This window comes from Actinosynnema sp. NPDC091369, from assembly GCF_044757065.1.
Taxonomy (GTDB): Bacteria; Actinomycetota; Actinomycetes; order Mycobacteriales; family Pseudonocardiaceae; genus Actinosynnema.
This window is the reverse complement of the sequence record NZ_JBIVUG010000005.1, coordinates 93366-115278: the sequence shown is the minus strand read 5'-3', so window position 1 is coordinate 115278 and position 21913 is coordinate 93366. Positions and strand designations below refer to the sequence as shown.

The 21913-nt window shown below is 72.2% G+C and carries 22 protein-coding genes; 13 read left to right on the top strand and 9 right to left on the bottom strand.

Features of this window, described 5'->3' with window-relative positions:
• Positions 1–40 precede the first annotated feature (40 nt).
• On the top strand, positions 41–820 hold the full coding sequence (locus ACIQMJ_RS20435) for a hypothetical protein (RefSeq protein WP_499762572.1): 780 nt from the start codon (positions 41–43) through the stop codon (positions 818–820).
• A 9-nt stretch (positions 821–829) separates the two neighbouring features.
• A complete protein-coding gene (locus ACIQMJ_RS20430; RefSeq protein WP_499762571.1) occupies positions 830–1792 on the top strand; it encodes a GlxA family transcriptional regulator in 963 nt (320 codons plus the stop codon).
• Here ACIQMJ_RS20430 and ccsB read toward each other — a convergent pair.
• From ccsB to ACIQMJ_RS20400, 6 genes are all read right to left on the bottom strand, one after another.
• Complete coding sequence (gene ccsB / locus ACIQMJ_RS20425) at positions 1774–2658, bottom strand: c-type cytochrome biogenesis protein CcsB (RefSeq protein ID WP_499762570.1); 885 nt, start codon at positions 2656–2658, stop codon at positions 1774–1776. The genes ACIQMJ_RS20430 and ccsB overlap by 19 nt on opposite strands.
• On the bottom strand, positions 2651–3031 hold the full coding sequence (locus ACIQMJ_RS20420) for a hypothetical protein (protein WP_499762569.1): 381 nt from the start codon (positions 3029–3031) through the stop codon (positions 2651–2653). The genes ccsB and ACIQMJ_RS20420 overlap by 8 nt, the downstream gene beginning before the upstream one ends.
• Positions 3032–3099: 68 nt before the next feature.
• Entirely contained in the window at positions 3100–3981 is an 882-nt protein-coding gene (locus tag ACIQMJ_RS20415; protein WP_499762568.1) for a M56 family metallopeptidase, read from the bottom strand.
• Entirely contained in the window at positions 3978–4295 is a 318-nt protein-coding gene (locus tag ACIQMJ_RS20410) for a BlaI/MecI/CopY family transcriptional regulator (RefSeq protein ID WP_387493237.1), read from the bottom strand. Before ACIQMJ_RS20410 ends, ACIQMJ_RS20415 begins: the two co-directional genes overlap by 4 nt.
• Positions 4296–4382: 87 nt before the next feature.
• Entirely contained in the window at positions 4383–4790 is a 408-nt protein-coding gene (locus ACIQMJ_RS20405) for a VOC family protein (RefSeq protein ID WP_499762567.1), read from the bottom strand.
• Between the two features lie 87 nt (positions 4791–4877).
• On the bottom strand, positions 4878–5699 hold the full coding sequence (locus tag ACIQMJ_RS20400; RefSeq protein ID WP_499762566.1) for a GntR family transcriptional regulator: 822 nt from the start codon (positions 5697–5699) through the stop codon (positions 4878–4880).
• A gap of 181 nt (positions 5700–5880) precedes the next feature.
• Here ACIQMJ_RS20400 and ACIQMJ_RS20395 point away from each other — a divergent pair, with 181 nt between their 5' ends.
• The 5 genes from ACIQMJ_RS20395 to ACIQMJ_RS20375 are packed head-to-tail and all read left to right on the top strand — an operon-like array spanning position 5881 to position 11809.
• Complete coding sequence (locus ACIQMJ_RS20395) at positions 5881–7125, top strand: extracellular solute-binding protein (protein WP_499762565.1); 1245 nt, start codon at positions 5881–5883, stop codon at positions 7123–7125.
• A 1-nt stretch (position 7126) separates the two neighbouring features.
• Complete coding sequence (locus ACIQMJ_RS20390) at positions 7127–8080, top strand: carbohydrate ABC transporter permease (protein ID WP_499762564.1); 954 nt, start codon at positions 7127–7129, stop codon at positions 8078–8080.
• The gene (locus ACIQMJ_RS20385) at positions 8077–8898 is read left to right on the top strand and encodes a carbohydrate ABC transporter permease (RefSeq protein WP_499762563.1); all 822 of its coding nucleotides are present in this window, start codon (positions 8077–8079) and stop codon (positions 8896–8898) included. Before ACIQMJ_RS20390 ends, ACIQMJ_RS20385 begins: the two co-directional genes overlap by 4 nt.
• Positions 8899–8912: 14 nt before the next feature.
• Positions 8913–10397, top strand: coding sequence for a beta-N-acetylhexosaminidase (locus ACIQMJ_RS20380; protein ID WP_499762562.1), 1485 nt, complete (start codon positions 8913–8915; stop codon positions 10395–10397).
• Between the two features lie 17 nt (positions 10398–10414).
• Positions 10415–11809, top strand: coding sequence for a cellulose binding domain-containing protein (locus ACIQMJ_RS20375; RefSeq protein ID WP_499762561.1), 1395 nt, complete (start codon positions 10415–10417; stop codon positions 11807–11809).
• 47 nt (positions 11810–11856) lie between these two features.
• Here ACIQMJ_RS20375 and ACIQMJ_RS20370 read toward each other — a convergent pair whose 3' ends face one another.
• Positions 11857–12747: an NmrA family NAD(P)-binding protein gene (locus ACIQMJ_RS20370; protein ID WP_499762560.1), complete on the bottom strand. Its 891-nt coding sequence runs from the start codon at positions 12745–12747 to the stop codon at positions 11857–11859.
• A gap of 145 nt (positions 12748–12892) precedes the next feature.
• On the opposite strand from ACIQMJ_RS20370, the gene ACIQMJ_RS20365 reads away from it, so the two are divergent.
• From ACIQMJ_RS20365 to ACIQMJ_RS20345, 5 genes are all read left to right on the top strand, one after another.
• Positions 12893–13456 (top strand): TetR/AcrR family transcriptional regulator, encoded by a 564-nt coding sequence (locus tag ACIQMJ_RS20365; protein ID WP_499762559.1) that lies wholly within the window; start codon positions 12893–12895, stop codon positions 13454–13456.
• 124 nt (positions 13457–13580) lie between these two features.
• Positions 13581–14843, top strand: coding sequence for an MFS transporter (locus ACIQMJ_RS20360; RefSeq protein WP_499762558.1), 1263 nt, complete (start codon positions 13581–13583; stop codon positions 14841–14843).
• Positions 14840–16243 (top strand): pyridoxal phosphate-dependent decarboxylase family protein, encoded by a 1404-nt coding sequence (locus ACIQMJ_RS20355; protein WP_499762557.1) that lies wholly within the window; start codon positions 14840–14842, stop codon positions 16241–16243. The genes ACIQMJ_RS20360 and ACIQMJ_RS20355 overlap by 4 nt, the downstream gene beginning before the upstream one ends.
• A gap of 37 nt (positions 16244–16280) precedes the next feature.
• Positions 16281–17075, top strand: a complete 795-nt coding sequence (locus ACIQMJ_RS20350) for an SDR family NAD(P)-dependent oxidoreductase (protein ID WP_499762556.1) — start codon at positions 16281–16283, stop codon at positions 17073–17075.
• Positions 17076–17141: 66 nt separating this feature from the next.
• Positions 17142–18104 carry a phosphotransferase family protein gene (locus ACIQMJ_RS20345; RefSeq protein ID WP_499762555.1) on the top strand — a complete coding sequence of 321 codons (963 nt, stop codon included), beginning with the start codon at positions 17142–17144 and terminating at the stop codon, positions 18102–18104.
• Between the two features lie 62 nt (positions 18105–18166).
• Here ACIQMJ_RS20345 and ACIQMJ_RS20340 read toward each other — a convergent pair whose 3' ends face one another.
• Complete coding sequence (locus ACIQMJ_RS20340) at positions 18167–19534, bottom strand: glycoside hydrolase family 43 protein (RefSeq protein WP_499762554.1); 1368 nt, start codon at positions 19532–19534, stop codon at positions 18167–18169.
• Between the two features lie 76 nt (positions 19535–19610).
• A complete protein-coding gene (locus ACIQMJ_RS20335; RefSeq protein WP_499762553.1) occupies positions 19611–21092 on the bottom strand; it encodes a family 43 glycosylhydrolase in 1482 nt (493 codons plus the stop codon).
• A 500-nt stretch (positions 21093–21592) separates the two neighbouring features.
• Here ACIQMJ_RS20335 and ACIQMJ_RS20330 point away from each other — a divergent pair, with 500 nt between their 5' ends.
• On the top strand, positions 21593–21808 hold the full coding sequence (locus tag ACIQMJ_RS20330; RefSeq protein ID WP_499762552.1) for an MbtH family protein: 216 nt from the start codon (positions 21593–21595) through the stop codon (positions 21806–21808).
• Positions 21809–21913 lie beyond the last annotated feature (105 nt).

Sequence of the window (21913 nt, the reverse complement as noted above, 5' to 3'; positions counted from 1 at the left end):
GGGGCCACTCCGGCAAGCCTCGCGTGGCACAGTCGTGACCGTGCGCGAGGAGGACGTGCCGGTCTGGCTGCCGGGGTGGTGCGCGGACCACGTGGGCGGCGAGCCGGTCGCGGTGCTGTTCGTGGCGAGGTCGATGTCGGCGGTGTTCGGGCTGCGGTTGGCCGACGGGCGCGACGTGGTGGTGAAGGCGCGGAAGGACCGCGGGCGGGCGGCGTCGTGCGTGGCGGTGCGGTCCGCGGAGGTGTTCGCCCGGCTGATGGCGGAGCTGGCGGACGTGGCGGTGCCGCCGCCGGTGCCGAGCCCGCGCTGGGCGCGGCGGGACCACGGGGACCGGCGGCTGTGGCCGGCGATCGGGTTGCTGGACGGGCGGGACCAGTCGGTCGTGCCCGCGCACGTCGTGCGCACGGCGCGGCGGGCCCGCGCGCGGCTGCCGGCGGCGGACCTGCCGCGCGTGCTGGGTCATGCGGACTTCGAGGCGCAGAACCTGCGGTGGCGGGCCGGCCGGGTGTGGGTGGTGCACGACTGGGACAGCCTGGCGTGGCAGCCGGAGGCGGCGCTGGTGGGCGCGGCGTGCGGGACGTTCGCCAACTCCCCGCCGCCGTCGCTGGTCCCGGTGGAGAGCTCCGCCGCGTTCCTGGGGGCCTACCAGGTGCTGCGGGGGCGTCGGTTCACGGCGGAGGAGCTGGAGGTGGCGTGGGCGGCGAGCCTGTGGCCGGCGGCGCACAACGCGCGGTGGGAGGCGCTGCACGGTGACGCGCCGGTGTGCGGCGAGGTCGTGCGGGCGCAGGCGGCCGAACGGCTGCGCCGGGCGAACGCCTAGCGTGGTCGCATGCACACGGTGGCCGTCCTCGCCTTCGACCGGGTCGTGCCGTTCGACCTGTCCACGCCGATCGAGGTGTTCACCCGCACCCGGCTGCCCGACGGGTCGCCCGCCTACCGGGTGCTGGTGTGCGCGGCCACGCCGACGGTGGACGCGGGCGCGTTCGCGCTGCGGGCGCCGTGGGGCCTGGACGCGCTGGTGGAGGCGGACACCGTGATCGTGCCGGGCTGCGCGGACGCCTCGGCGCCGGTCGCGGAGGAGGTGCTGGGCGCGCTGCGGCTGGCCGCCGCGCGCGGCGCGCGGCTGGCGTCGATCTGCTCGGGCGCGTTCGTCCTGGCGGCGACGGGGTTGCTGGACGGGTCGCGGGCGACGACGCACTGGGCGGCCGCCGCGGCGCTGGCCGCCCGGCACCCGGCGGTCGAGGTGGACCCGGGTGTGCTGTACGTGGACAACGGGCAGCTGCTGACCTCGGCGGGCGCGGCAGCCGGGTTGGACCTGTGCCTGCACCTGATCCGCCGCGACCACGGGTCGGCGGTGGCCGCCGACGCGGCGCGGCTGTCGGTGATGCCGCTGGAGCGGGAGGGCGGCCAAGCGCAGTTCGTCGTGCACGAGCAGCCGCCCGTGCCGCGCGGGTCGGTGCTGGAGCCCGTGCTGCGGTGGGTGGACGAGAACTGCGCGCGGGACCTCGGCCTGGAGGACATCGCGGCGCGCGCGGGCATGAGCACCCGCACGCTCAACCGCCGGTTCCGGGAGCAGACCGGCACCACGCCCCTGCGGTGGCTGCACCTCGCGCGGGTGCGGCGGGCGCAGCACCTGCTGGAGGCGACCGACCACCCGGTGGACCGGATCGCCGCGCAGGTGGGCTTCGGCTCGCCCACGGCGTTCCGGGACCGGTTCAAGCGGGTGGTCGGCACCACCCCGCACGCCTACCGCTCGGCGTTCCGCGCGCCGGCTCAGTCCACCCCGGCGTAGGAGTGCAGGCCGACCGCGACCAGGTTGACGAAGAAGAGGTTGAACAGCACCACGACCATGCCGACGACGTTGAGCCACGCCGAGCGGCGCCCGCGCCAGCCCGCGGTGGCGCGGGCGTGCAGGTAGGCGGCGTAGCAGACCCAGGACACGAAGGCGACGGTCTCCTTCGGGTCCCAGCCCCAGAACCGGCCCCACGCCTGCTCGGCCCACACCGCGCCGGTGACTATCGCGAACGTCAGGGTCAGGAACCCGACCGTGCCGGTGCGGTAGGCGATCCGGTCCAGGTGCTCGACCGGCGGCAGGCGGCGGCTCGGCGGACCCGCGCCCTTGCGGCGGAACTCGCCCGTGCTCGCCAGGTGCAGGGCGCTGACCACGCCGGAGAGCAGGAACACGCCGCTGGCCATGATCGCCGCGGCGACGTGGACGATGATCCAGTACGAGCGCAGCGACGGCACCAGGGGCGCGGCCTCGGCGTAGAGCCGGTTGCCCGCCAGGAACAGCAGCGACGCGATGGGCAGCAGCACGAACACCGACATGCGGCGCAGGTCGTGGCGGGACACCAGGTACACCCACGCCACGACGGCGACGAGCCCGACCGCCGACAGGTACTCGTACATGTTGCCCCACGGAACGCGACCGGTCGCGACACCGCGCAGCACCACCGATCCGAGGTGCAGCAGTCCGCCCAGGACGGTCAGCGCGACGCCGGAGCGCCCCAGCCGCACGGCGAACGCGGGCGGGCTCGCCGCGTGGCGGGTCAGGGCGTACTCGGCCGAGCACAGCAGGGCCGCGAGCATGTAGACGCCGAACGCGCTGGTGAACAGCCAGTCGCTGAGCAGCGCGGGCGTGGCGAGGCGGTCACCCATGGCCGGCCCACAGCTGGTCGAGCCGCAGGTTCATCACCGGCACGCTCAGGCAGGCGACGGTGAGAACGCCCGCGCCCCAGCGGGTCCGCTCGGCCACCGACCACACCGCGCCCAGCGGCAGCACGACCGCGACGCCGACCAGGTAGCCCACGAACGTGGCGCGGTCGAGGTCGCGGTCGGTGCCGAGCAGCGCGAAGACCCCGATCACGGCCTGCGCCAGCAGCCCCGCCTCCAGCAGCAGGACCGCGCCCGCCAGCCCGAGGGTCGGCTTGGTGCGCAAGGTGATCGGGTGGTCGAGCACCGCCAGCGCGAGCGCCCAGACCGCGGCGGCCACCGCGACGACCGTCAGCGCGGTCGTCAGGACTTGGATCATCGACACACCCCTCCGAGATGACTACTACGAAACGTAGCACTACACGTTGTAGTAGTAGCCGGAGAGGGTCACCGGACCAGGAAGCTCACCGGGATGCAGACCAGCACCAGGCCGCCGACCAGGGCGGACCAGCGCGCGAGGGCGGGCAGGGGCGGCAGGCCGGCCAGGCGGTCCAGCCGGGCCGCGACCGCGACGTCCGCCGCGCCCAGGGCTCCTTCAGGGGCGGGGGTCGAGCCGAACCGGCGCAGGGCCGCCGCGAGCGGCTGCGCGCCGTGGCGCAGGCTCGCGCTCTCGTCGGCCCGCATCTCCACCAGCAGCGCCACCGCCCGTGCCACCGACCGCGCCAGGCGCGCCTTCGGCAGCACCGCGCACAACGCGCTGAACGGCAGCAGCACCAGGTCGTGCCGCTCCCGGCCGTGCGCGTGCTCGTGCCCCAGCACGGCGTCCACCTGGTCGCGGGTCAACGCGGTCAGCGCGCCGGAGCTGAGCACGACCGCTGACCGCGCGCCGGGCACGCAGTAGGCGACCACGTGCGGGTGGTCGAGCACGAACGCGCCGGGCGCGGCGTCGTCGCGGCGGGCCACCAGCGCCAGCACGTCGCGGTGCCGCCGCCGCACCCGCAGCACCGAGCACCACGTCCACAGCAGACCGATCAGCAGGTCCGACGCGGACAGCAGCCCCAGCACGACCAGCACCGACGCGGGCGTCACCTCGCCGCGCACCGCGTCGTGCGCCCACCGCCCCAGCGCGACCGGGATCGGCGCGTCGTAGGGCGCGAGGCCGAGCGCGAGCAGCAGCCCCACCGCGGACAGCGCCCACGACAGGCCCAGCATCTGCCACAGCAGGATGCCGGTGCGCGGCGCGCGCCACACCCACCGGGCGCGGGCGAGCGGACCCGCCGCGGCCACGCACAGCACCAGCGTCGCCGCCAGGTGCAGCGCGGCGTTCACCGCTCGTCCAACGCCTGGCTCAACGCCTCCGCCTCGGGCGCGGTCATCGACTGCGCGAAGTGCGCCAGCGCGGTCTCCCGGTCGCCGGTCAAGGACAGCGCGTCGAGCATCAGCCGGGCCACGTACTGCTCGCGGCTGGCCACCGGCGCGTAGTACCAGGCCCGACCCTCGCCCGCCTCGCGGCGCACGAAACCCTTCTTGGTCAACCGGTTCAGCACCGTCATCACGGTGGTGTACGCGAGGTCGCGGTCGGCCAGCGCCCGGACCACGTCGCGCACCGCGACCGGCTCGCCGCGGTCCCACAGCACGTCCATCGCGGCCCGTTCCAACTCGCCCAGCCCGGTCACCGCCACCCTCCGCCCGTCACGCGCCGATCGTACGAGGCGCGACGGCGGCCGTGCTCACGTGCCGCTGATGTTGACCATCCAGGAGATGCCGAACCGGTCCTGGCACAGGCCGAACTCGTCGCCCCACATCTGCTTCTCCAGCGGCATGGCGACCGTGCCGCCGTCGGACAGCTTCGCGAAGTAGCCGCGCAGCTCGTCGGCGTCGTCGCCGCTGAGGCTGATGGTGACGTTGTCGCCGGGGTTGTGCGGCATGCCGGGCGGGGTGTCGGACGCCATCAGCGTGTAGCCGCTGTCCGTCTCGAGCTGGCCGTGCATGATCTTCTCGGCCTCGGGCGCGTCCGCCGCGCCGTACTCGCCGAAGGTGTTGAGCCGCAGGGTGCCGCCGAAGACGGACTCGTAGAACTCCATGGCCTCGCGCGCGTTTCCGGCGAAGCTGATGTAGGGGTTGAGCCGAGAGGTCACCACGTCCTCCTCGAGGTCGTACGGACGGGCCCATCCTGGCAGCCCGACCGCCCACCCGCAGCGGGAGCGACCGCGGCTAGGTGCCGGCTAGGTGACGTCCTGGACGTCGCCGGTGGTGGCCGAGCGGACCGGGCCGGTGGACAGGTCACCGGGCGGGATGCCCGGGTGGTGGCCGGTCCGCGCGCCGGGCGCGGGGGCGGAGGGGGCGAGGGAGAGGCGGGAGACGATCCGGTAGCGGTCGCCGCGGTACAGCGAGTGCACGTACTCGACCGGGCGGCCGGTGGTGTCGTTGGTGAGCCGTTCGAACAGCAGCGCGGGGGCGAAGACCGGCACGCCCAGCAGTGCGGACTCGGCGTCGTTGGTGACGGTGGGCTCGATGGACTGCACCGCGTCGCTGACGTGGACGCCGTGGTCGGCCAGCCGGTCGTAGAAGTTGCCCGACTCCATGTCCTCGACCGTGAGGTCGGGAGCCACGGCCACCGGCACGTGCAGGTACTCGATCGCCATCGGCGCGCCGTCGACCAGGCGCAGCCGGGCGATGTAGGTGATCTCGGCGGCGGGCGACACGCGCAGCCTGCGGCCGACCCGCGCGCCGGCCGGGACGCGGGCGTGCTCCAGCACCCGGCTGGTCCACGCGCCGCCCGCCTGCGGCAGGGTCATCGCCCGGTCGGCCGACACCAGCTCCTGGGTGATCTTGGCGGGCGCGACGAACGTGCCGCGGCCGTGCTGGCGCACCAGCAGCCCGGTGTTCACCAGTTCGTCCACCGCCGAGCGCAGCGTGGGCCGGGACACCTCCAACTGGCGGCACAGCACGCGCTCGGCCGGGATGGGCGCGCCCGGCGGTTGGGTCTCGATGAGTTCGAGCAGGTAGTCGCGCACCCGTTCGCGTTTGAGGATCGGTTCGGCCATGCCGCCTCGCTTCGTCTTGCCGGTCGCCGCCCAGTATGTCAGACCAGTGGTCAGGTCCGGTTGCTACAAGATCGAGAGCGCTCTCACCGCTGTGAACTGGGTGTTGACTGCCACATTGGTCTATGCCATCTTCGGACAGGCTCCACCGAGGTTTACCAATTGGTCAGCTGAGAGGTGAGACGTGCCGCACCGCCCCGTCGCCCTGGTCCTCGCGTCGTTGCTCGTCCTGTCCGCCTGCGGCTCCGACCCGGGCGCGTCCGGCGGCAAGCAGGACATCACCGTCTGGCTGATGAAGGACTCGGCCACCGACGACTTCGTCAGCCGCTTCGAGACCGAGTTCGAGCGCGACCACCCCGACCTCGACCTCGACATCCAGGTCCAGGAGTGGAACGGCATCACCCAGAAGGTCACCAGCGCGCTGGCCAGCACCGACCCGCCCGACGTCATCGAGGTCGGCAACACCCAGGTCGCCCAGTACGCCGCCAGCGACGGCGTCACCGACCTCACCGCCAAGGTCGCCGAACTCGGCGGCGACGACTGGATCCCCGGCCTGGCCGAACCCGGCGCCGTGGACGGCAAGCAGTTCGGCGTCCCGTTCTACGCCGCCAACCGGGTCGTCATCTACCGCAAGGACCTCTTCGCCGCCGCCGGCGTCACGCCACCCAAGACCCGCGACGAGTGGCTCACCGCCACCGCCGCCCTCGACCAGGGCGACACCCAGGGCATCTACCTGCCCGGCCAGAACTGGTACGTGCTGTCCGGGTTCATCTGGGACGAGGGCGGCGACCTCGCCCGCCCCGACGGCGACAGGTGGACCGGCTCCCTCAACACCCCCGAGGCGCTGGCCGGCGCGGACTTCTACGCACGCCTGCAAGCCCTCGGCGACGGCCCCAAGGACTCCGACGAGGCCAAGCCCCAGCAGACCGACGTCGTCGCCGCCGGGAAGGTCGCCCAGTTCATCGCCGTGCCCGGCGCCGCCAAGCTCGTCGCCAAGGCCAACCCCGACCTGGCCGACGAGCTCGGCTTCTTCCCCATCCCCGGCAAGACCGCCACCACCCCCGGCGCGGTGTTCACCGGCGGCTCCGACCTGATCATCCCGCTCGCCTCCACCCGCCAGGACGGCGCCTACGCCGTGGTCAAGGCCCTGGCCGGGGAGAAGTGGCAGGTCGAACTCGCCAAGGCGATGAACTACGTGCCCAACCGCACCTCCCTGGCCGGCGCCGTCGGCGACGACCCCGGCGCCGCCGCGATGGCCGCCGGAGCCGTCAACGGCCACGCAACCCCCAACTCGCCCAACTGGGCCGCGGTCGAGGCCCGCAACCCCATCAAAGAGTTCCTCACCGCCGTGCTGACCGGCGCCGACCCCGCCACGGCCGCCGCCGAAGCGGACCGGGTGATCACCCAGGCGCTCAACTCGGGCGCCTGACATGACCACGACGCTGACGCGGGCGGTCCCGCACCGCCCGCCGGCACCCCCTCCCCCACCACGCCGCCGCCGCACCTCCTGGTGGCCCTACCTGCTCATCGCGCCCACCGTGCTGGCCACCGCGTTCCTGCTGCTCTACCCGGTGGCGCGCAACCTGGTCATCTCGTTGCAGGAGTTCGGCCTGCCGCAACTCGTGCGCGGCGACGCGCGGTTCGTCGGCCTGGCCAACTACACGCGCGTGCTCACCGACCCCGAGTTCTGGTCGGTCCTGCGCCGCACGCTGCTGTTCACCGCGATCAACGTCGTGCTCATCATGGTGCTGTCCACGCTCGTCGCCCTGCTGCTGGTGCGCCTGGGCAGGTGGACCCGCCTGCTGGTGATGTCCGGCCTCGTGCTCGTCTGGGCCACCCCCGTCATCGCCGCCACCACCGTGTTCCAGTGGCTCTTCCAGTCCCGCCTCGGCGTGGTCAACTGGGCACTGGTCGCACTCGGCTTCGAGGGCTACCGCGACTACACCTGGTTCGCCGACGGACCCGCCACCTTCGCCATCCTCGTCACGCTCATCGTGTGGCAATCCGTGCCCTTCGCCGCGCTGTCCCTCTACGCGGCCATGGTCACCATCCCCTCCGAGCTCTACGAAGCCGCCCGCATCGACGGCGCCGGCGCCTGGCGCGTGTTCACCTCCATCACCTTCCCCGTCCTGCGCGCCATGTTCGGCCTCATCACCTGCCTCGAAGTCATCTGGGTCGCCAAAGCCTTCGTCCAGATCTGGGTCATCTCCCAAGGCGGACCCGGACGAGCCACCACCACCCTGCCCGTCTACGCCTTCCAGGTCGCCCAGTCCTTGCAGCGCTACGACCTCGGCGCGGCCGTCTCCACCCTCATGGTGCTGCTCCTCGTGCTCGCCCTGCTCGCCTACTTCCGGCAGCTCTACCGCCAGGAGGACGCCACGTGACCGGCCGCCTCCTGCGCGGCCTCGCCGCCGTCGTCGTGTTCGCGGTGTCGGTGTTCCCCGTCTACTGGATGGTGCTCACCGCCTTCAAACCCACCCGCGACATCCAAGCCGAAACCCCCACGTTCCTGCCCCTGTCGCTCACCTTCGACCACTTCACCACCGCCGTCTCCGCCGCCGGCTTCTGGTCGTTCTGGCGCAACAGCCTCCTCGTCGCCGGCGGCGCCGTCCTGCTCGCCCTCGTCGTCGCGCTCCTCGCCGCGTTCGCCGTCGCCCGGCTCCAGTGGACAGGCCGACGCGGCTTCATCCTCATGGTCTTCATCGCCCAGATGACACCGTGGGAAGCACTCCTCATCCCCGTCTACGTCATCGCCCGCGACACCGGCATGCTCGACACCCTCTGGATGCTCACCCTCGTCTACTTCATGATCACCCTGCCCTTCACCGTCGTCACCCTGCGCGGCTTCCTCGCCGCCATCCCCGTCGACCTCGAAGAAGCCGCCCTCGTCGACGGCTGCTCCCGCACCCAGGCGTTCCGCCGCGTCGTGCTCCCCCTGCTCGCACCCGGCCTCCTCGCGACCTCCCTGTTCGGCTTCATCACCGCCTGGAACGAGTTCGCCTTCGCCAACGTGCTCATCATCAAGAACCAGGACGACCGCACCCTGCCCGTGTGGCTCTCCTCCTTCAGCAACACCTTCGGCACCGACTGGGGCGCCACCATGGCCGCCTCCACCCTGTTCATGCTCCCCGTCCTGCTGGTGTTCCTCGTCCTCCAAGGCCGGGTCACCACCGGGATCGTCGGCGGCGCGGTCAAAGGCTGAGGAACGGAGTACACGTGATCGTGCCCCGACCCACCAGGCTCATCCGACGACACGGCCGCTTCACCCTCGACCACGACACCGCCATCCGCGCCACCCCCGGCGCGCACGGCGCCGCCCGACTCCTGCGCACCCTCCTGCGCCCCGCCACCGGACTGCCCCTGCCCCTGCACGAAGACGGCCGCATCGTCTTCGCCCTCGACGACCGCCTCGTCGGACTCGGCGACGAGGGCTACGCCCTCACCGTCAACGAACACGCCGTCGTCCTGCGCGCCGCCACCCGCCACGGACTCGCCCACGGCGTCCAGACCATCCGCCAACTCGTCACCCCGACCGCACTCGGCACCCGCCCCCCGTCCGCAGTGGACTGGGCACTGCCCGGCATCGACGTCCGCGACGCACCCCGACTCCCCTGGCGCGGCGTCCTCCTCGACGTCGCACGCCACTTCCACCCCACCACCGTCCTGCGCCGCTTCATCGACCTCATGGCCCTGCACAAGCTCAACGTCCTGCACCTGCACCTCACCGACGACCAGGGCTGGCGCATGCCCGTGCCCCGCCACCCCCGCCTCACCTCCATCGGCGCCTGGCGCACCGAAACCACCGGCGACGGCACCCCCCACGGCGGCTCCTACACCCCCGCCGAACTCACCGCCCTCGCCACCTACGCCGACGAACGCGGCATCCGCGTCGTCCCCGAGATCGAGATGCCCGGCCACGCCCGCGCCGCCCTCGCCGCCTACCCCCACCTCGGCAACTTCCCCCGACGACACCTGCCCGTCTGGACCCGCTGGGGCATCAGCCACGAGACCTTCGGCGTCCACGACTCCACCCTCGACTTCTGCCGCGACGTCGTCGACGCCGTGGTCGACACCTTCCCCGGCCGTCACATCCACCTCGGCGGCGACGAGTGCCCCACCACCGAATGGGAATCCAGCCCCAGCGCCCTCCGCCGCGTCCGCCGCGAACACCTCGCCGGACCACACGAACTGCACCGCTGGTTCCTGCGCACCATCGCCGACCACGTCACCCAACGCGGACGCGTGCCCGTGACCTGGGAACCCACCGGCGACCCCCGAACCATCGTCATGCCCTGGCGCGACGCCACCGACGCCCGCACCGCCCTCGACCTCGGCCACGACGTCGTCATGGCGCCACACCGCTCCACCTACCTCGACTACCCACAGACCCACGACCCCGACGAACCCCCCGGACAACCCGGCCTCGTCGTCACCGCCCACGACGTCTACCACCTCCCCCTCCCCGACGGCGTCCTCGGCGCCCAATGCGCCCTGTGGACCGAGTACGTCCCCACCGCGCACCACCTCGAACGCCTCGCCTACCCACGACTCGCCGCCCTCGCCGACACCCTCTGGACCCGACACCCCGACTGGACCGACTTCACCGAACGGATGCACGCGCACACCGGCCGCCTGAGCGCGCTCTCCGTACCCCTGAACGGAAAGGAGGACCACACCCGCTCCCCTGTCCCACCCTGCTGACTTGAGGAGAGAACGCAGTGCACGCACGCATGATCGCCGCGATCGGCGCCGCCGCGGTGTCCGTCGCCGCCCTGGTGGCCGCACCGATCGCCCTGGCCGCCGACGCGGTCACCGCCCAGTACCGCACCAGCGCCTCCGGCGCCACCACCGACCAGGTCGAACCCTGGCTCAAGCTCGTCAACACCGGCGGCACCACCGTGCCGCTCAGCGAACTCAAGGTCCGCTACTACTTCAAGAGCGAAACACCCGACGTCGGCTACCGCTACGCCTGCTCCTGGGCCGTGCGCGGCTGCGGCAACGTCACCGGCACCTTCGGCACCCTCACCGGCGGACCCGCCGACCGCTACCTCGAAGTCGGCTTCACCACCGGCGCGGGCTCCCTCGGCCCCGGCGCCGACACCGGCGACCTCCAACTCCGCTTCTACCGCGCCAACTGGGGCCAGATCACCCAGACCGACGACTACTCCTTCCGCGCCGCGAGCACCTACTCCGCCTGGTCACGCGTCACCGTCCACCGCGGCGCCACCCTCCTGTGGGGCACCCCGCCCGGCGGCACCGGCCCCACGACCACCACCACGACCACCACCACGACCACCACACCGCCCAACCCCAACGGCCCCGCTCTGTTCGACGACTTCAACTACACCAACTCCGCCGACACCCGCATCACCCAGCGCGGCTGGACCGTCCGCTCCGGCGGCGGCGGCCCCGGCGTCCCCGGCGCCGTCTGGGACCCCGCCCTCGTCACCTTCCCCACCGTGGACGGCCAGAAGTCCCTGCGCCTGGAATCGACCAACAACGGCTCCAGCGCACGCCAGACCGAGCTGTACCACCAGCGGAAGTTCTTCGAGGGCACCTACGCCGCCCGCGTGAAGTTCTCCGACGCCCCGACCTCCGGCCCCGACGGCGACCACGTGGTGCAGACGTTCTTCACCATCACGCCCCTCAACAGCAACATGGACCCGAACTACGGCGAACTCGACTTCGAGTACCTGCCCAACGGCGGCTGGGGCGAACCCGCCAACATCCTCTACGAGACCACCTGGGAGACCTACCAGAACGAACCCTGGATCGCCGACAACATCCACACCGAGCAGCGCCAGAGCTACGCCGGCTGGCACGACCTCGTCATCCAGGTCTCCGGCGGCCGGGTCAAGTACTTCGTGGACGGCACGCAGGTCGCCGACCACGGCGACAAGTACTACCCCGAGACCCCGATGTCGATCAACTTCAACCTCTGGTTCATCTCCGGCGGCCTCGTCGGCACCCCCGGTGACCGCGCCTACCAGCAGCACGTGGACTACGTCTACTTCGCCAAGGACCAGGTGCTCAGCCCCGCGCAGGTGCAGTCCCGCGTGACCGGCTACCGCTCCTCCGGCGTCGACCACGTCGACACCGTGCCCGCGAGCTAGTCCACCGCGGGGGTGCCGGGCGACGACCCGCCCGGCACCCCCGCGGGTCACACCGGCCCGAAACGCCCCCGATGACGGCCGAGGAACTCCCGCAGCGGAACACCCGGCCGACCCGTCAGCCGCTCCACCGTGTCGAACGTCGCCGCCACCTCCGGCAACGAACCCTCCCCCGTCCGCACGAACACGTTGCGCACGCAGTCCATGTACAGCGGATCCGCGCCCGCCGCCGTCACCGCCGCGAAGAACTCCGCCGGCTCACCCGACTCGTACCGCCACCCCCGCCCGGTCACCTCCGACAGCAACCCGGCGATCGCACCCACCGTCGCGACCTCCGTGCCCAACCCGTAGGCACGACCGCGGTGCTCCTCCGGCGACCGCAGCACCACCGCCGCCACCGCCCCGACGTCCGCCACGTCCACCCAACTCGTCGCCGCGTCCCCGATGTAGTGCCTGAGCACCCCCGCCCCCGCGTCACTCATCGCCGGCAGCAACAAGTTCTGCATGAACGACGTCGGGCGCAGGTGCGTGTACCCGACCCCGGAGCGCTCCAGGTACGCCTCCACCACCTGGTGCCAGCCGAAGTGCACGACCGTGCTGTCCGGCTCGGCGTGCGCACCGAGCCGCACGACGTGCTCGACGCCCGCCCGCCGGGCCGCGTCGACCACCGCCTTCCCCCGGCTCACCATCCGCACGTCGTACCCCGACGCCAGGAACACCCGCCGCACACCCTCCAGCGCCTCGACCACCGGCCCCAACCCGTGCCGCTCGGCCGAGTCCAGGTCGACGTGGCGCACCTCGATCCCCCGCTCCTCGAACGCCGCCGCGGCCTCGGGCCGGCGCACCGCCGCGATCAGGCGCAGCGCACCGTCGCGATGGTCGTCGAGCAACCGGTCGACCACCGCCCCTCCGGTGCTGCCGGTGGCTCCGAACACGAGCACCGTAGGTGCCGACATCGTGTGACCCCCTCTTGATAGACGGACCGATCGGTCCCGGACCGACCGGTCCGTCACTCTTCCGCCGATTCGGAGCGGCGTCAAGAGGACTGGACCGAACGGTCCGCTAAGGTGGCGACCGGAGGCAACGATGGCGCGTCAGCCCGCACCGGGCACCCGGGACCGCATCCTCGACACCGCGGCGCGACTGTTCACCGCGCACGGGGTGCGGGCGATCGGGATGCAGCGGATCATCGACGAGTGCGGCTGCGGCAAGAGCCTGCTGTACCGCGAGTTCCCCAGCAAGGACGACCTGGTCATCGCCCACCTCGCCCGGCTGCGCACCTCCTGGCGGGATCAGGTCGAGGCGGTGACCGCACCGCTCGCGGGCGACCCGGCGGCCCAGCTCGCCGCCGTCGCGGGACTGGCGGCCGACCAGGTCGCGGCGGCGGACTACCGCGGCTGCGCGTTCCGCAACTGCGTCACCGAGTTCCCCGACCACCCGGTGGGCCGGTTCGCCGGCGACCACCTGGCCGACGTGCGGGCCCACATCGGCGACCTGGTCCGGCAGCTCGGCGTCCCGCGGCCGGACGAGCTGACCGACCGGATCTGGCTCGTCGTCGAAGGGATGTACGCCAGTGCGGCCCATCCCGGTGGCGAACGGGCTCGTGACGTCGGGGTCGCCCTGGTCGTCGAGCTCGTCGGGAAGTCGTGAATCTTTTTCGATTTGCACTGAAGTCATCGAGGTGACTACGAGAGTTGTCGGCGCGGGCCGCGGTCGGATCGTGCCGAAGTCGCTGTCGCGCAGCCGGCGCGGAAAATGCGAAACTCTTCCGCCTATGCGGAAGATCACGGGCGGGGTCCGGGTCGGGTACGCGACCGGGTCGTTCGTCACCGGCGCGTTCGGCACCGTGCCCGGACTGCTGCTCCTGCCCTACCTGACCGACACCCTGGCCGTGCCCGCCGCCGTCGCCGGACTGCTGGTGCTCGTGCCGAAGGCGTGGGACGTGCTGTTCAACCCCGTGGCCGGCCGGATCAGCGACCGCGCCGGGGTGCGGCGGCCGTTCCTGCTGCGCGGCGGCCTGGTGACCGCCGCGCTGTTCGCGCTGCTGTTCGCCGGGCCGTTCACCGGTCCGGGCGCGGCCGTCTACGTGGCGCTGGTGTTCCTGGCGTGCGCCACGGCGTACGCGTTCTTCCAGGTCCCCTACGTGGCGATGGCCGCCGAGATCACCGAGGACTACGACGAGCGCACCCGCCTCATGGCGTGGCGGATGGCGTTCCTGGCGCTGGCGATCCTGGTCAGCGGCGCGGGCGCGCCGGCGGTGCGGGACGCGGTCGGCTACCCCGGGATGGGCGTCGCGGTCGCGGCGCTGATGGCGGTCGGCGCGGTGGCCACGGTCCTGGGCACCCGCGGCGCGCCGACGTCCCGGCGGGTCCCGGCGGCGGCCGGTGTGGGCGAGCTGGTCGCGGCGGTGCGCGGGTCACGGCCGTTCCGGCTGCTGCTGGCCGTGTTCGTGGTGCAGGCCGTGGGGCTGGGCACGATGCTGGCCGGCGTCGACTACTTCGCCCGGCTCGTGCTGGGCGAGCAGGGGTTGCAGACCGCGTTGTTCGCCGGGTTCGTCGGGCCCGCCCTGCTGGTGATGCCGCTGTGGCAACGCGTCGGGCGGCGGCACGGCAAGCGCGTCGGGCTCGTCGCGGCGTCGGTGCTGTTCGCGGTCGCGGTGGCCGGGCTGACCGCGGCCCAGGTGCTGCCGGTGGCGGTGGTGCTCGTGCTGATGGCCGTGGTCGGCGTCGGTTACGCCGGGATGCAGGTGTTCCCGCTGGCCATGCTGCCCGACGTGATCACCGCGGAGGAACGGCGGACCGGCGCGACCCGGGCGGGCCTGTTCTCCGGGGTGTGGACGGCCGGCGAGACGCTCGGGCTGGCGCTCGGCCCCGGCCTCTACGGCCTCGTGCTGGCCGCGGGCGGGTACGTCGCGAGCACCGACGGCTCGGCCGTGCAGTCCCCCGGCGCGGTGACGGCCGCGCTGCTCGGTTTCACCGCCATCCCGGCCGTGCTGGCGCTGGCGGCCCTGCCCCTGCTGCGTGAGGAGACCGCGTGACCGACGACGTCTTGGCCGAGCTGCGCGCGTTGCGTGCCGGTGACCTGCCCACCCACGGCGGGCGGACGCTGGCGTACGTGTACGACAGCGCGCTGCCGGGGCTGGACGAGCTGGCCGCGTCCGCCCACGCGCTGGCCTCTTCGGTGAACGGCCTCGACCCGACCGCGTTCCCGAGCCTGCTGCGGCTGGAGAACGACGTGGTGCGCACCGCCGCGCGGCTGCTGGGCGGCGGTGACGCGGCGGTCGGCACGGTGACGTCCGGCGGCACCGAGTCGTGCCTGCTGGCGGTGGTGGCCGCGCGGGACTCGCGGCCGGACGTGGCGCGACCCTCGATCGTGCTGCCGGAGACCGCGCACGCGGCGTTCCACAAGGCCGCGCACTACTTCGGCGTGCGGGTGGTCGCGGTGCCGGTCGACCCGGACACGTTCCGGGCCGACCCGGCGGCGATGGCGGCGGCGATCGACGACTCCACCGTGCTGGTGGTCGCGAGCGCGCCGTCCTACGCGCACGGCGTGGTCGACCCGGTCGCCGGGATCGCGGCCGCCGCCCTCGCCCGCGGCGTGCGCTGCCACGTGGACGCGTGCATCGGCGGGTGGGTGCTGCCGCACGCCCCGGACGTGCCGCCGTTCGACTTCTCCGTGCCGGGCGTCACCAGCATCTCGGTCGACCTGCACAAGTACGCGTACTGCCCGAAGGGGACGTCCGTGCTGTTGCACGCGTCGGCCGACCTGCGCCGGGCCCAGTACTTCGCGTCGGCCGCCTGGCCGGGCTACACGATGCTGAACTCCACCACCCAGTCCACCCGGTCGGGTGGGCCGCTGGCCGCCGCGTGGGCCGTGCTGCGGCACGTCGGGGACGACGGCTACCGCGCGCTCGCGTTGCAGGCGTTGGAGAGCACGCGGGTGCTGCGCGAGGGCATCGGCGAGATCGACGGGCTGCGGGTGCTGGGCACGCCGACCTCGACGCTGCTGGCGGTCACGGCGGCGCGGGACGACTTCGACGTGTTCACCGTGGCCGACGAGATGAAGGCGCGGAACTGGTACGTCCAGCCGCAGTTCGCCTACCGCTCCTCCCCCGCGAACCTGCACCTCACCGTCACGGCCGCGAACGCGGGGCACGAGTCGGAGCTGCTGACCGACCTGCGGGCGTCCGTCGAAGCCGCCGTCGAGGCCGGGCCGGTGCAGGTCGCACCGGAGGTGTCGGCGTTCATCGGCGGGCTGGAGCCCGACTCGCTCACGCCGGAGGAGTTCGCCGGGCTGCTCGCCGCGGCCGGCATGGGCGGCGGTGACGGCGGCGTGCTGCCCGAGCGGATGGCGACGGTGAACGCGCTGCTCGCCGCCGCCTCGCCCGCGTTGCGGGAACGGCTGCTGATCGAGTTCCTGGGCGCGCTGTACTCGTGACCGGCGGCGTTGGGCCGTGTGCGCGATCATCGTCGGCATGCACCTGGATCTGAGCGGGAAGACGGCGCTGGTCACCGGTTCCACGCAGGGCATCGGCGAGGCGATCGCGGCGGCGCTGGCGCGGGCGGGCGCGCGGACCGCGGTGAACGGGCGGCGGGCCGACGTGGTGGACGAGGCGGTGGCGCGGCTGCGGACCGTCGTGCCGGGCGCGGACGTGGTCGGCGCGACGGCGGACGTGTCGACGGCGGAGGGCGCGGCGGCGCTGGTCGCGGCCCTGCCCCGGGTGGACGTGCTGGTGAACAACGTCGGCGTGTTCGGCGCGCGACCCGCGCTGGAGATCAGCGACGACGAGTGGCGGCGGTACTTCGAGGTGAACGTGCTCGCGGCCGTCCGGCTGACCCGCGCCTACCTGCCGGGGATGCGGGAGCGCGGGTGGGGCCGGGTGCAGTACATCGCCAGCGACTCGGCCGTGGTGATCCCGGCGGAGATGATCCACTACGGCGTGTCCAAGACGGCGCTGCTGGGCGTGTCGCGGGGGTTCGCCAAGGAGGCGGCGGGCAGCGGCGTCACGGTGAGCTGCGTCATCGCGGGCCCCACCCACACCGGCGGCGTGGAGGACTTCGTCTACCAACTCGTGGACCGCTCGCTGCCGTGGGAGGAGGCGCAGCGGGAGTTCATGCGCGTGCACCGGCCGCAGTCCCTGCTGGGGCGGCTGATCGAGCCCGAGGAGATCGGCAACCTGGTGGTCTACCTGGCCTCGCCGCAAGCGTCGGCGACGACGGGCGCGGCGGTGCGGGTGGACGGCGGCTACGTCGACTCGATCCTCCCGTGACCCGGCCCGGTCGGAGCGGCCGAATTCGGAAGACGGGCCGCTCCGACGTGGGTGATCATCGTCGGCATGGTGGCGGACGAGAACGCGAGGCGCGGGCACCTCGGGGTCGACGACCTGCGCGGTGTGGCGCGGGAGGTGTTCGGGGCGCGGGAACCGGTGGCGGTCGAGCGGTTGCGGGGTGGGACGAAGAAGGGGGTCTACCGGCTGCGGTCGGCCGGCGGTGGCAGTGCGGTCGTCTACGTCTGGCACCCGGACGAGAACTTCTGGCCCGAGGCGCCCGGCACGGAGGACGAGTTGTTCCCGCACGCCTCAGGGTTCGGGTTGTTCGAGCGTGCGCACGACCGGCTCACGGCCGTCGGCGTTCGGGTTCCCCGGTTGCTGCTGCGCGCGCCCGGCGGCCCGCTGGGTGACGTGGCGGTGGTCGAGGACGTGCGCGGCGGGACGTTGGAGGAGTTGACGGCCCGCGACCCGCACCGCGCCGAACGGGTGCTCGCCCGGCTCGGGTCGGCGGTGCGCGCGCTGCACGCCCAGCCGGCCGACCCGGCGCTGCACGGCGTGGAGCACGTCGTGCTGCGCCGGGCGCTCGCCCACCTCGCCGAGTCCGCCGCCCGCGTCGACCGGATCGCCGACGTGCGCGAACGTCTGGCCGACCTGCTGCGGACGCGGCACGCCGCCGTCGTGCCGCGGTCGCGGTTCGGCCTGGTGCACGGCGAGCTGGGCCCCGACCACGTCCTGGTCGACGCCGACCGGGACGAGCCGGTGCTGATCGACATCGAGGGCGTGGTGCCGTTCGACGTCGAGTGGGAGCACGCCTTCCTCGAACTGCGCTTCGGCCCGCACTACCACCACTTCGCCGACCCGGACCTCGACCCGGCCCGGTTGGCGCTGTACCGCCTCGCCACCTACCTCTCGCTGGTGGCCGGTCCGCTGCGCCTGCTGGACGGCGACTTCCCCCACCGCGCCGGGATGCTGGAGATCGTCGAGCACAACGTGGCCCGCGCCCTGGCGCAGCTGCCGGGGCGGGGCTGAGGTGGGCGCGGCACGCCGCCGAGGTGCCGCGCCCACCTCCCGGGCCGGTCCGACCTGTGGGGTCAGTGGCCGACCTGGAACGTGGCGTCCGCGCGATCCGACGCCGTGCTGACCGGGTCGATGCGCAGGACGTAGTTGGCGTGCCTGATGTACCGGTCGGGGAAGTTGTGCGACCGGAACGACGTCCACGAGCTGTCGGCCAGGCCCGCGACGCGGTGGAACGTGGCGTCCGCGGCGAAGGTGGAGCTGCCGTCGTTCGCGGCCAGCGTGAGCGCGTAGTCCGCGTGCCGCAGGTAGCGGTCGGGGAAGTTGACCGAGCGGAACGACACCCCGGCCGACGACGCGAGGCCGGGCACGAGCTGCCACAGCGAGTCCTGGTAGGGGTCGAACGGGTACGGGTCGATGCGGCCCGCGTTGCTCGCGTGCCGGATCAGGTGGTCGGGGAAGTTGTAGGACTTGATCCGGTTCCAAGTGGGCGCGCCCCAGCGGGACAGCAGGTTGGCGTGCTCGGTCGCGGTGATGCCGCAGATCGTGGGGTGCTTGGCGTTGAGCGGCTGGGTGTACTGCGCCTTGGTCAGCGGCGTCCACGAGTTGCTGTTGATGTCACCGCTGCGCCACGCGTACAGCTCGCCGTTCACGGGGGAGAACGAGTCGCCCCACAGCCACCACTCGTTGCGGTTGTGCGCCTTCACCACGATGGGTGCTTCGATGCCACCGTTGACCACGCCGCTGGTGTACGTGCCGCGATCGAAGCTGCGCGGATTCAGCGTGGTGGACCGGGCACCGTAGAGACGACCGTCGGCGAAGCTCTTGTAGTACAGGTAGTTCATGCCGCTGCCGACGTGCATGGTCGCGTCGAGCACGTCGAAGCCGGGGTCGAAGAACAGCTGCGGAGCGCTGACGGTGACGAAGTCGGTGGTGTAGTTGACGTAGAAGGCGTCACGACCGCCGCTGTTGGCCGAGTAGAGGATGCCGTACTGGCCGCGTGAGGCGTCCCAGAACGCCTCCGGCGCCCACGTGTGCGTCGCCATCGAGTGCATCTTGAGCCGCCGGTACCCGGTGAACGAGCGCAGGTCGGCCGAGTCCCAGGCGTGGATGTACTGGTTCTGGCGGGTGAAGTCGGTGCCGGTGAGGTCCGTGGCCAGCACGACGAACCCGCCGTTCTGCTTGCGCATGATGAACGGGTCGCGCAGGCCGCCGGTGCCCGCGGTCGGGGTGGCGACCGGGTTGCCCTGGTTGAGCGGGGTCCAGGTGAGGCCGTCCGTGCTCACCGCCAGGTGCAGGGCGTACCGGTCTGCGACCTTGTTCGGCGACTCGGCGAAGTAGCCCATCACGTAGGCCGAGTCACCCGGCGCGGCGGCGGCCACCCCGGTCCGGGCCAGTGCGAGCGAAGCCAGTCCTCCGGCCAGCAATGTGCGTCGTTGCAACATGGTGCGACCTCTGTTCACGGGGAGGGGGTGGCCGGCGGCGGGAGACGGGCCGCCGGCCACCGGGTGGGGAGGACGGTCAGGAGGTGGGTTCGCCGCTGGGCGCGGGCAGGGTGGTGCCGAGGCGGACCGGGGTGCCGAAGTTCGGCGTGCCGTCGGAGTTCCAGGTGAACTTCTGCGCGCGGGTGGAGCGGTTCATGTCGCAGCCGCCGGAGGCCGAGTCGTTGGCGTGGTAGACGATCCAGTCCTCGGTGCCGTCGGGCGACTTGAAGAACCCGTTGTGGCCGGGGGCGTAGACGCCGTTGCCGTCGTTGCGCTGGAACACCGGGTTGGGCGACTTGGTCCAGTGGGCCCGGTTGAGCGGGTCGGTGCCGGTCAGCGTGAGCAGGCCGAGCTTGTAGTCCGGGCCCCAGCAGGCGCTGGCCGAGTACACGATCATCGTCTTCCCGTTGTGGTACAGCGGCTCGGCGCCCTCGTTGACCGGCGCGGTCTGCCGCTCCCACGACAGCGTCGGCTGGGAGATCGTGCGCCGCGAGCCGCTGAGCGTGTACGGGTTGGACATCGGCGTGATGGTCAGCGACTGGGTGCCGTCCATCGCGCTGCCCATCAGGTAGAGCTTGCCGTTGTGCTGGAGGATGCTCGGGTCCAGCTCCCAGGTGCTGCCCAGGTCGGCCTTGAAGCTGTAGGGGCCCATCGGATCGGTGCCCGAGGACTCCAGCACGTGCAGGCGCTGGGTCGGGTTGTAGTCGGACACGTTCTGCCCGGCCACGTAGTACAGGTACCAGCGGCCGTTGAGCAGGAAGAACTCGGGGGCCCACATGTTGCAGCAGCCGTTGGGCCTGCTCAGGTTGAACACGACCTGGTCGGCCGCGGTCGACAGCCCGGCCAGGGTCCGGGACCGGCGCATCGTGATGGTGGAGTTCCACGTCGTCGTGGCCAGGTAGTAGTACCCGTTGTAGTACTGCATCCACGGGTCCGGGCCGTTGCGCTTGATCGGGTTGGTGAACGTGCCCGGCGCGGACGCGCCCAGCTTCACCAGCTGCCACTGCTGGTTCGTGCCGCCGGTGTCGGGCCACTGGATCAGCTGCGCGCCGTCGGCGGTGGAGAAGTCCAGCACGTCCACGGCCTTGTTGCTGGCGCGGTTGACCAGCCGCACGTACCCGCCGGACGAGTCGGCCAGCCGGAACTGCTGGTTGGTGCCGTTGCGGTCGGTCCACTGCGTCAGCCCGGTGCGGTCGGCGGTGTCGGCGAAGTCGAGCACCTTGCCGCTGTGCCGCGACTTCAGCCGGTAGTAGCCGCCGCCGGAGTCCACGAACTGCCACTGCTGCCACGCGCCGTCGTTGCGCGTGTACTGGGAGATCCGCGCGCCGTCGTTGGTCGCCAGGTCGTACACGTCCAACGCCTTGCCGCTGTTGCGGTTCACCAGCACGTACGACGCGGCGGTGTCCACCACCGCGGCCGACGCCGTCGGCGGCAGGGCCGCGGTCACCGCGCCGAGAAGCGTGGTGACGGTGGCGAGGACGACGCCGCCGCGGCGCGCGCCCCGATAAGTCGATCTCATGGTTGCTCTCCCTGCGACGCTGCATGGACGAACACGGTCGGCCCGGGGCGTGGAAGCCGGGGCGGGCCGGTGGGACGACGTGGCGGCGGATCGCGGGTGCGGACGGACGGGATCACCGACCACCGCATCGCGGCTGTTAACGCTAACAGGACGATCGTCGACGGTTCAATAGCCGCATCGCTCCGACCTGCCCGCAACGCTCTGTGGTCGAACGCGATTCGACACGTTGCGCCGTTCGGCGGTGTCACACCCTTCTGTTAGCGATAACAAGTGTCGCGATTCCACCCGTGCCGAGAATTGGCTGACACCGACCTCGAGAATGCCTCCGGTAACCAGTCGGACACGGCGCGCGACGTTCCATAGGAAGGCCGAATCGTGCGCGCAACGCATAACTTATGACCGGTTCGACCGTTCAGTGGATTCCACATTCCGAGACGCGCCGCGTAACGTTGCGCGAACCGAACACCCGCCCACATCCGCCTAGGGCAGGAGATCACTGCATGACTGACAAGAACACCGATCACCCCCAATTCCTGGTCGTGGTGAACGACGAGGAGCAGTACTCGGTCTGGTTCGCCGACCGGGACCTCCCGCCGGGGTGGCGGGCCGAGGGAACGCGTGGCACCAGGGAAGACTGCCTGGCCCACATCGACCGGACGTGGACGGACATGCGACCCCGCAGCGTCCGCGAGCACCTCGCCGCGCACCGCGGCTGACGCTCCGCCCGAACTCGCCTCGCGCTTTACCGCACGTCCGCGCCAAATGCGGTCAACCCTGCCCTGAAATGGTCGCCGGGAATTCTTCCCGGTGGCCGGTTCGGT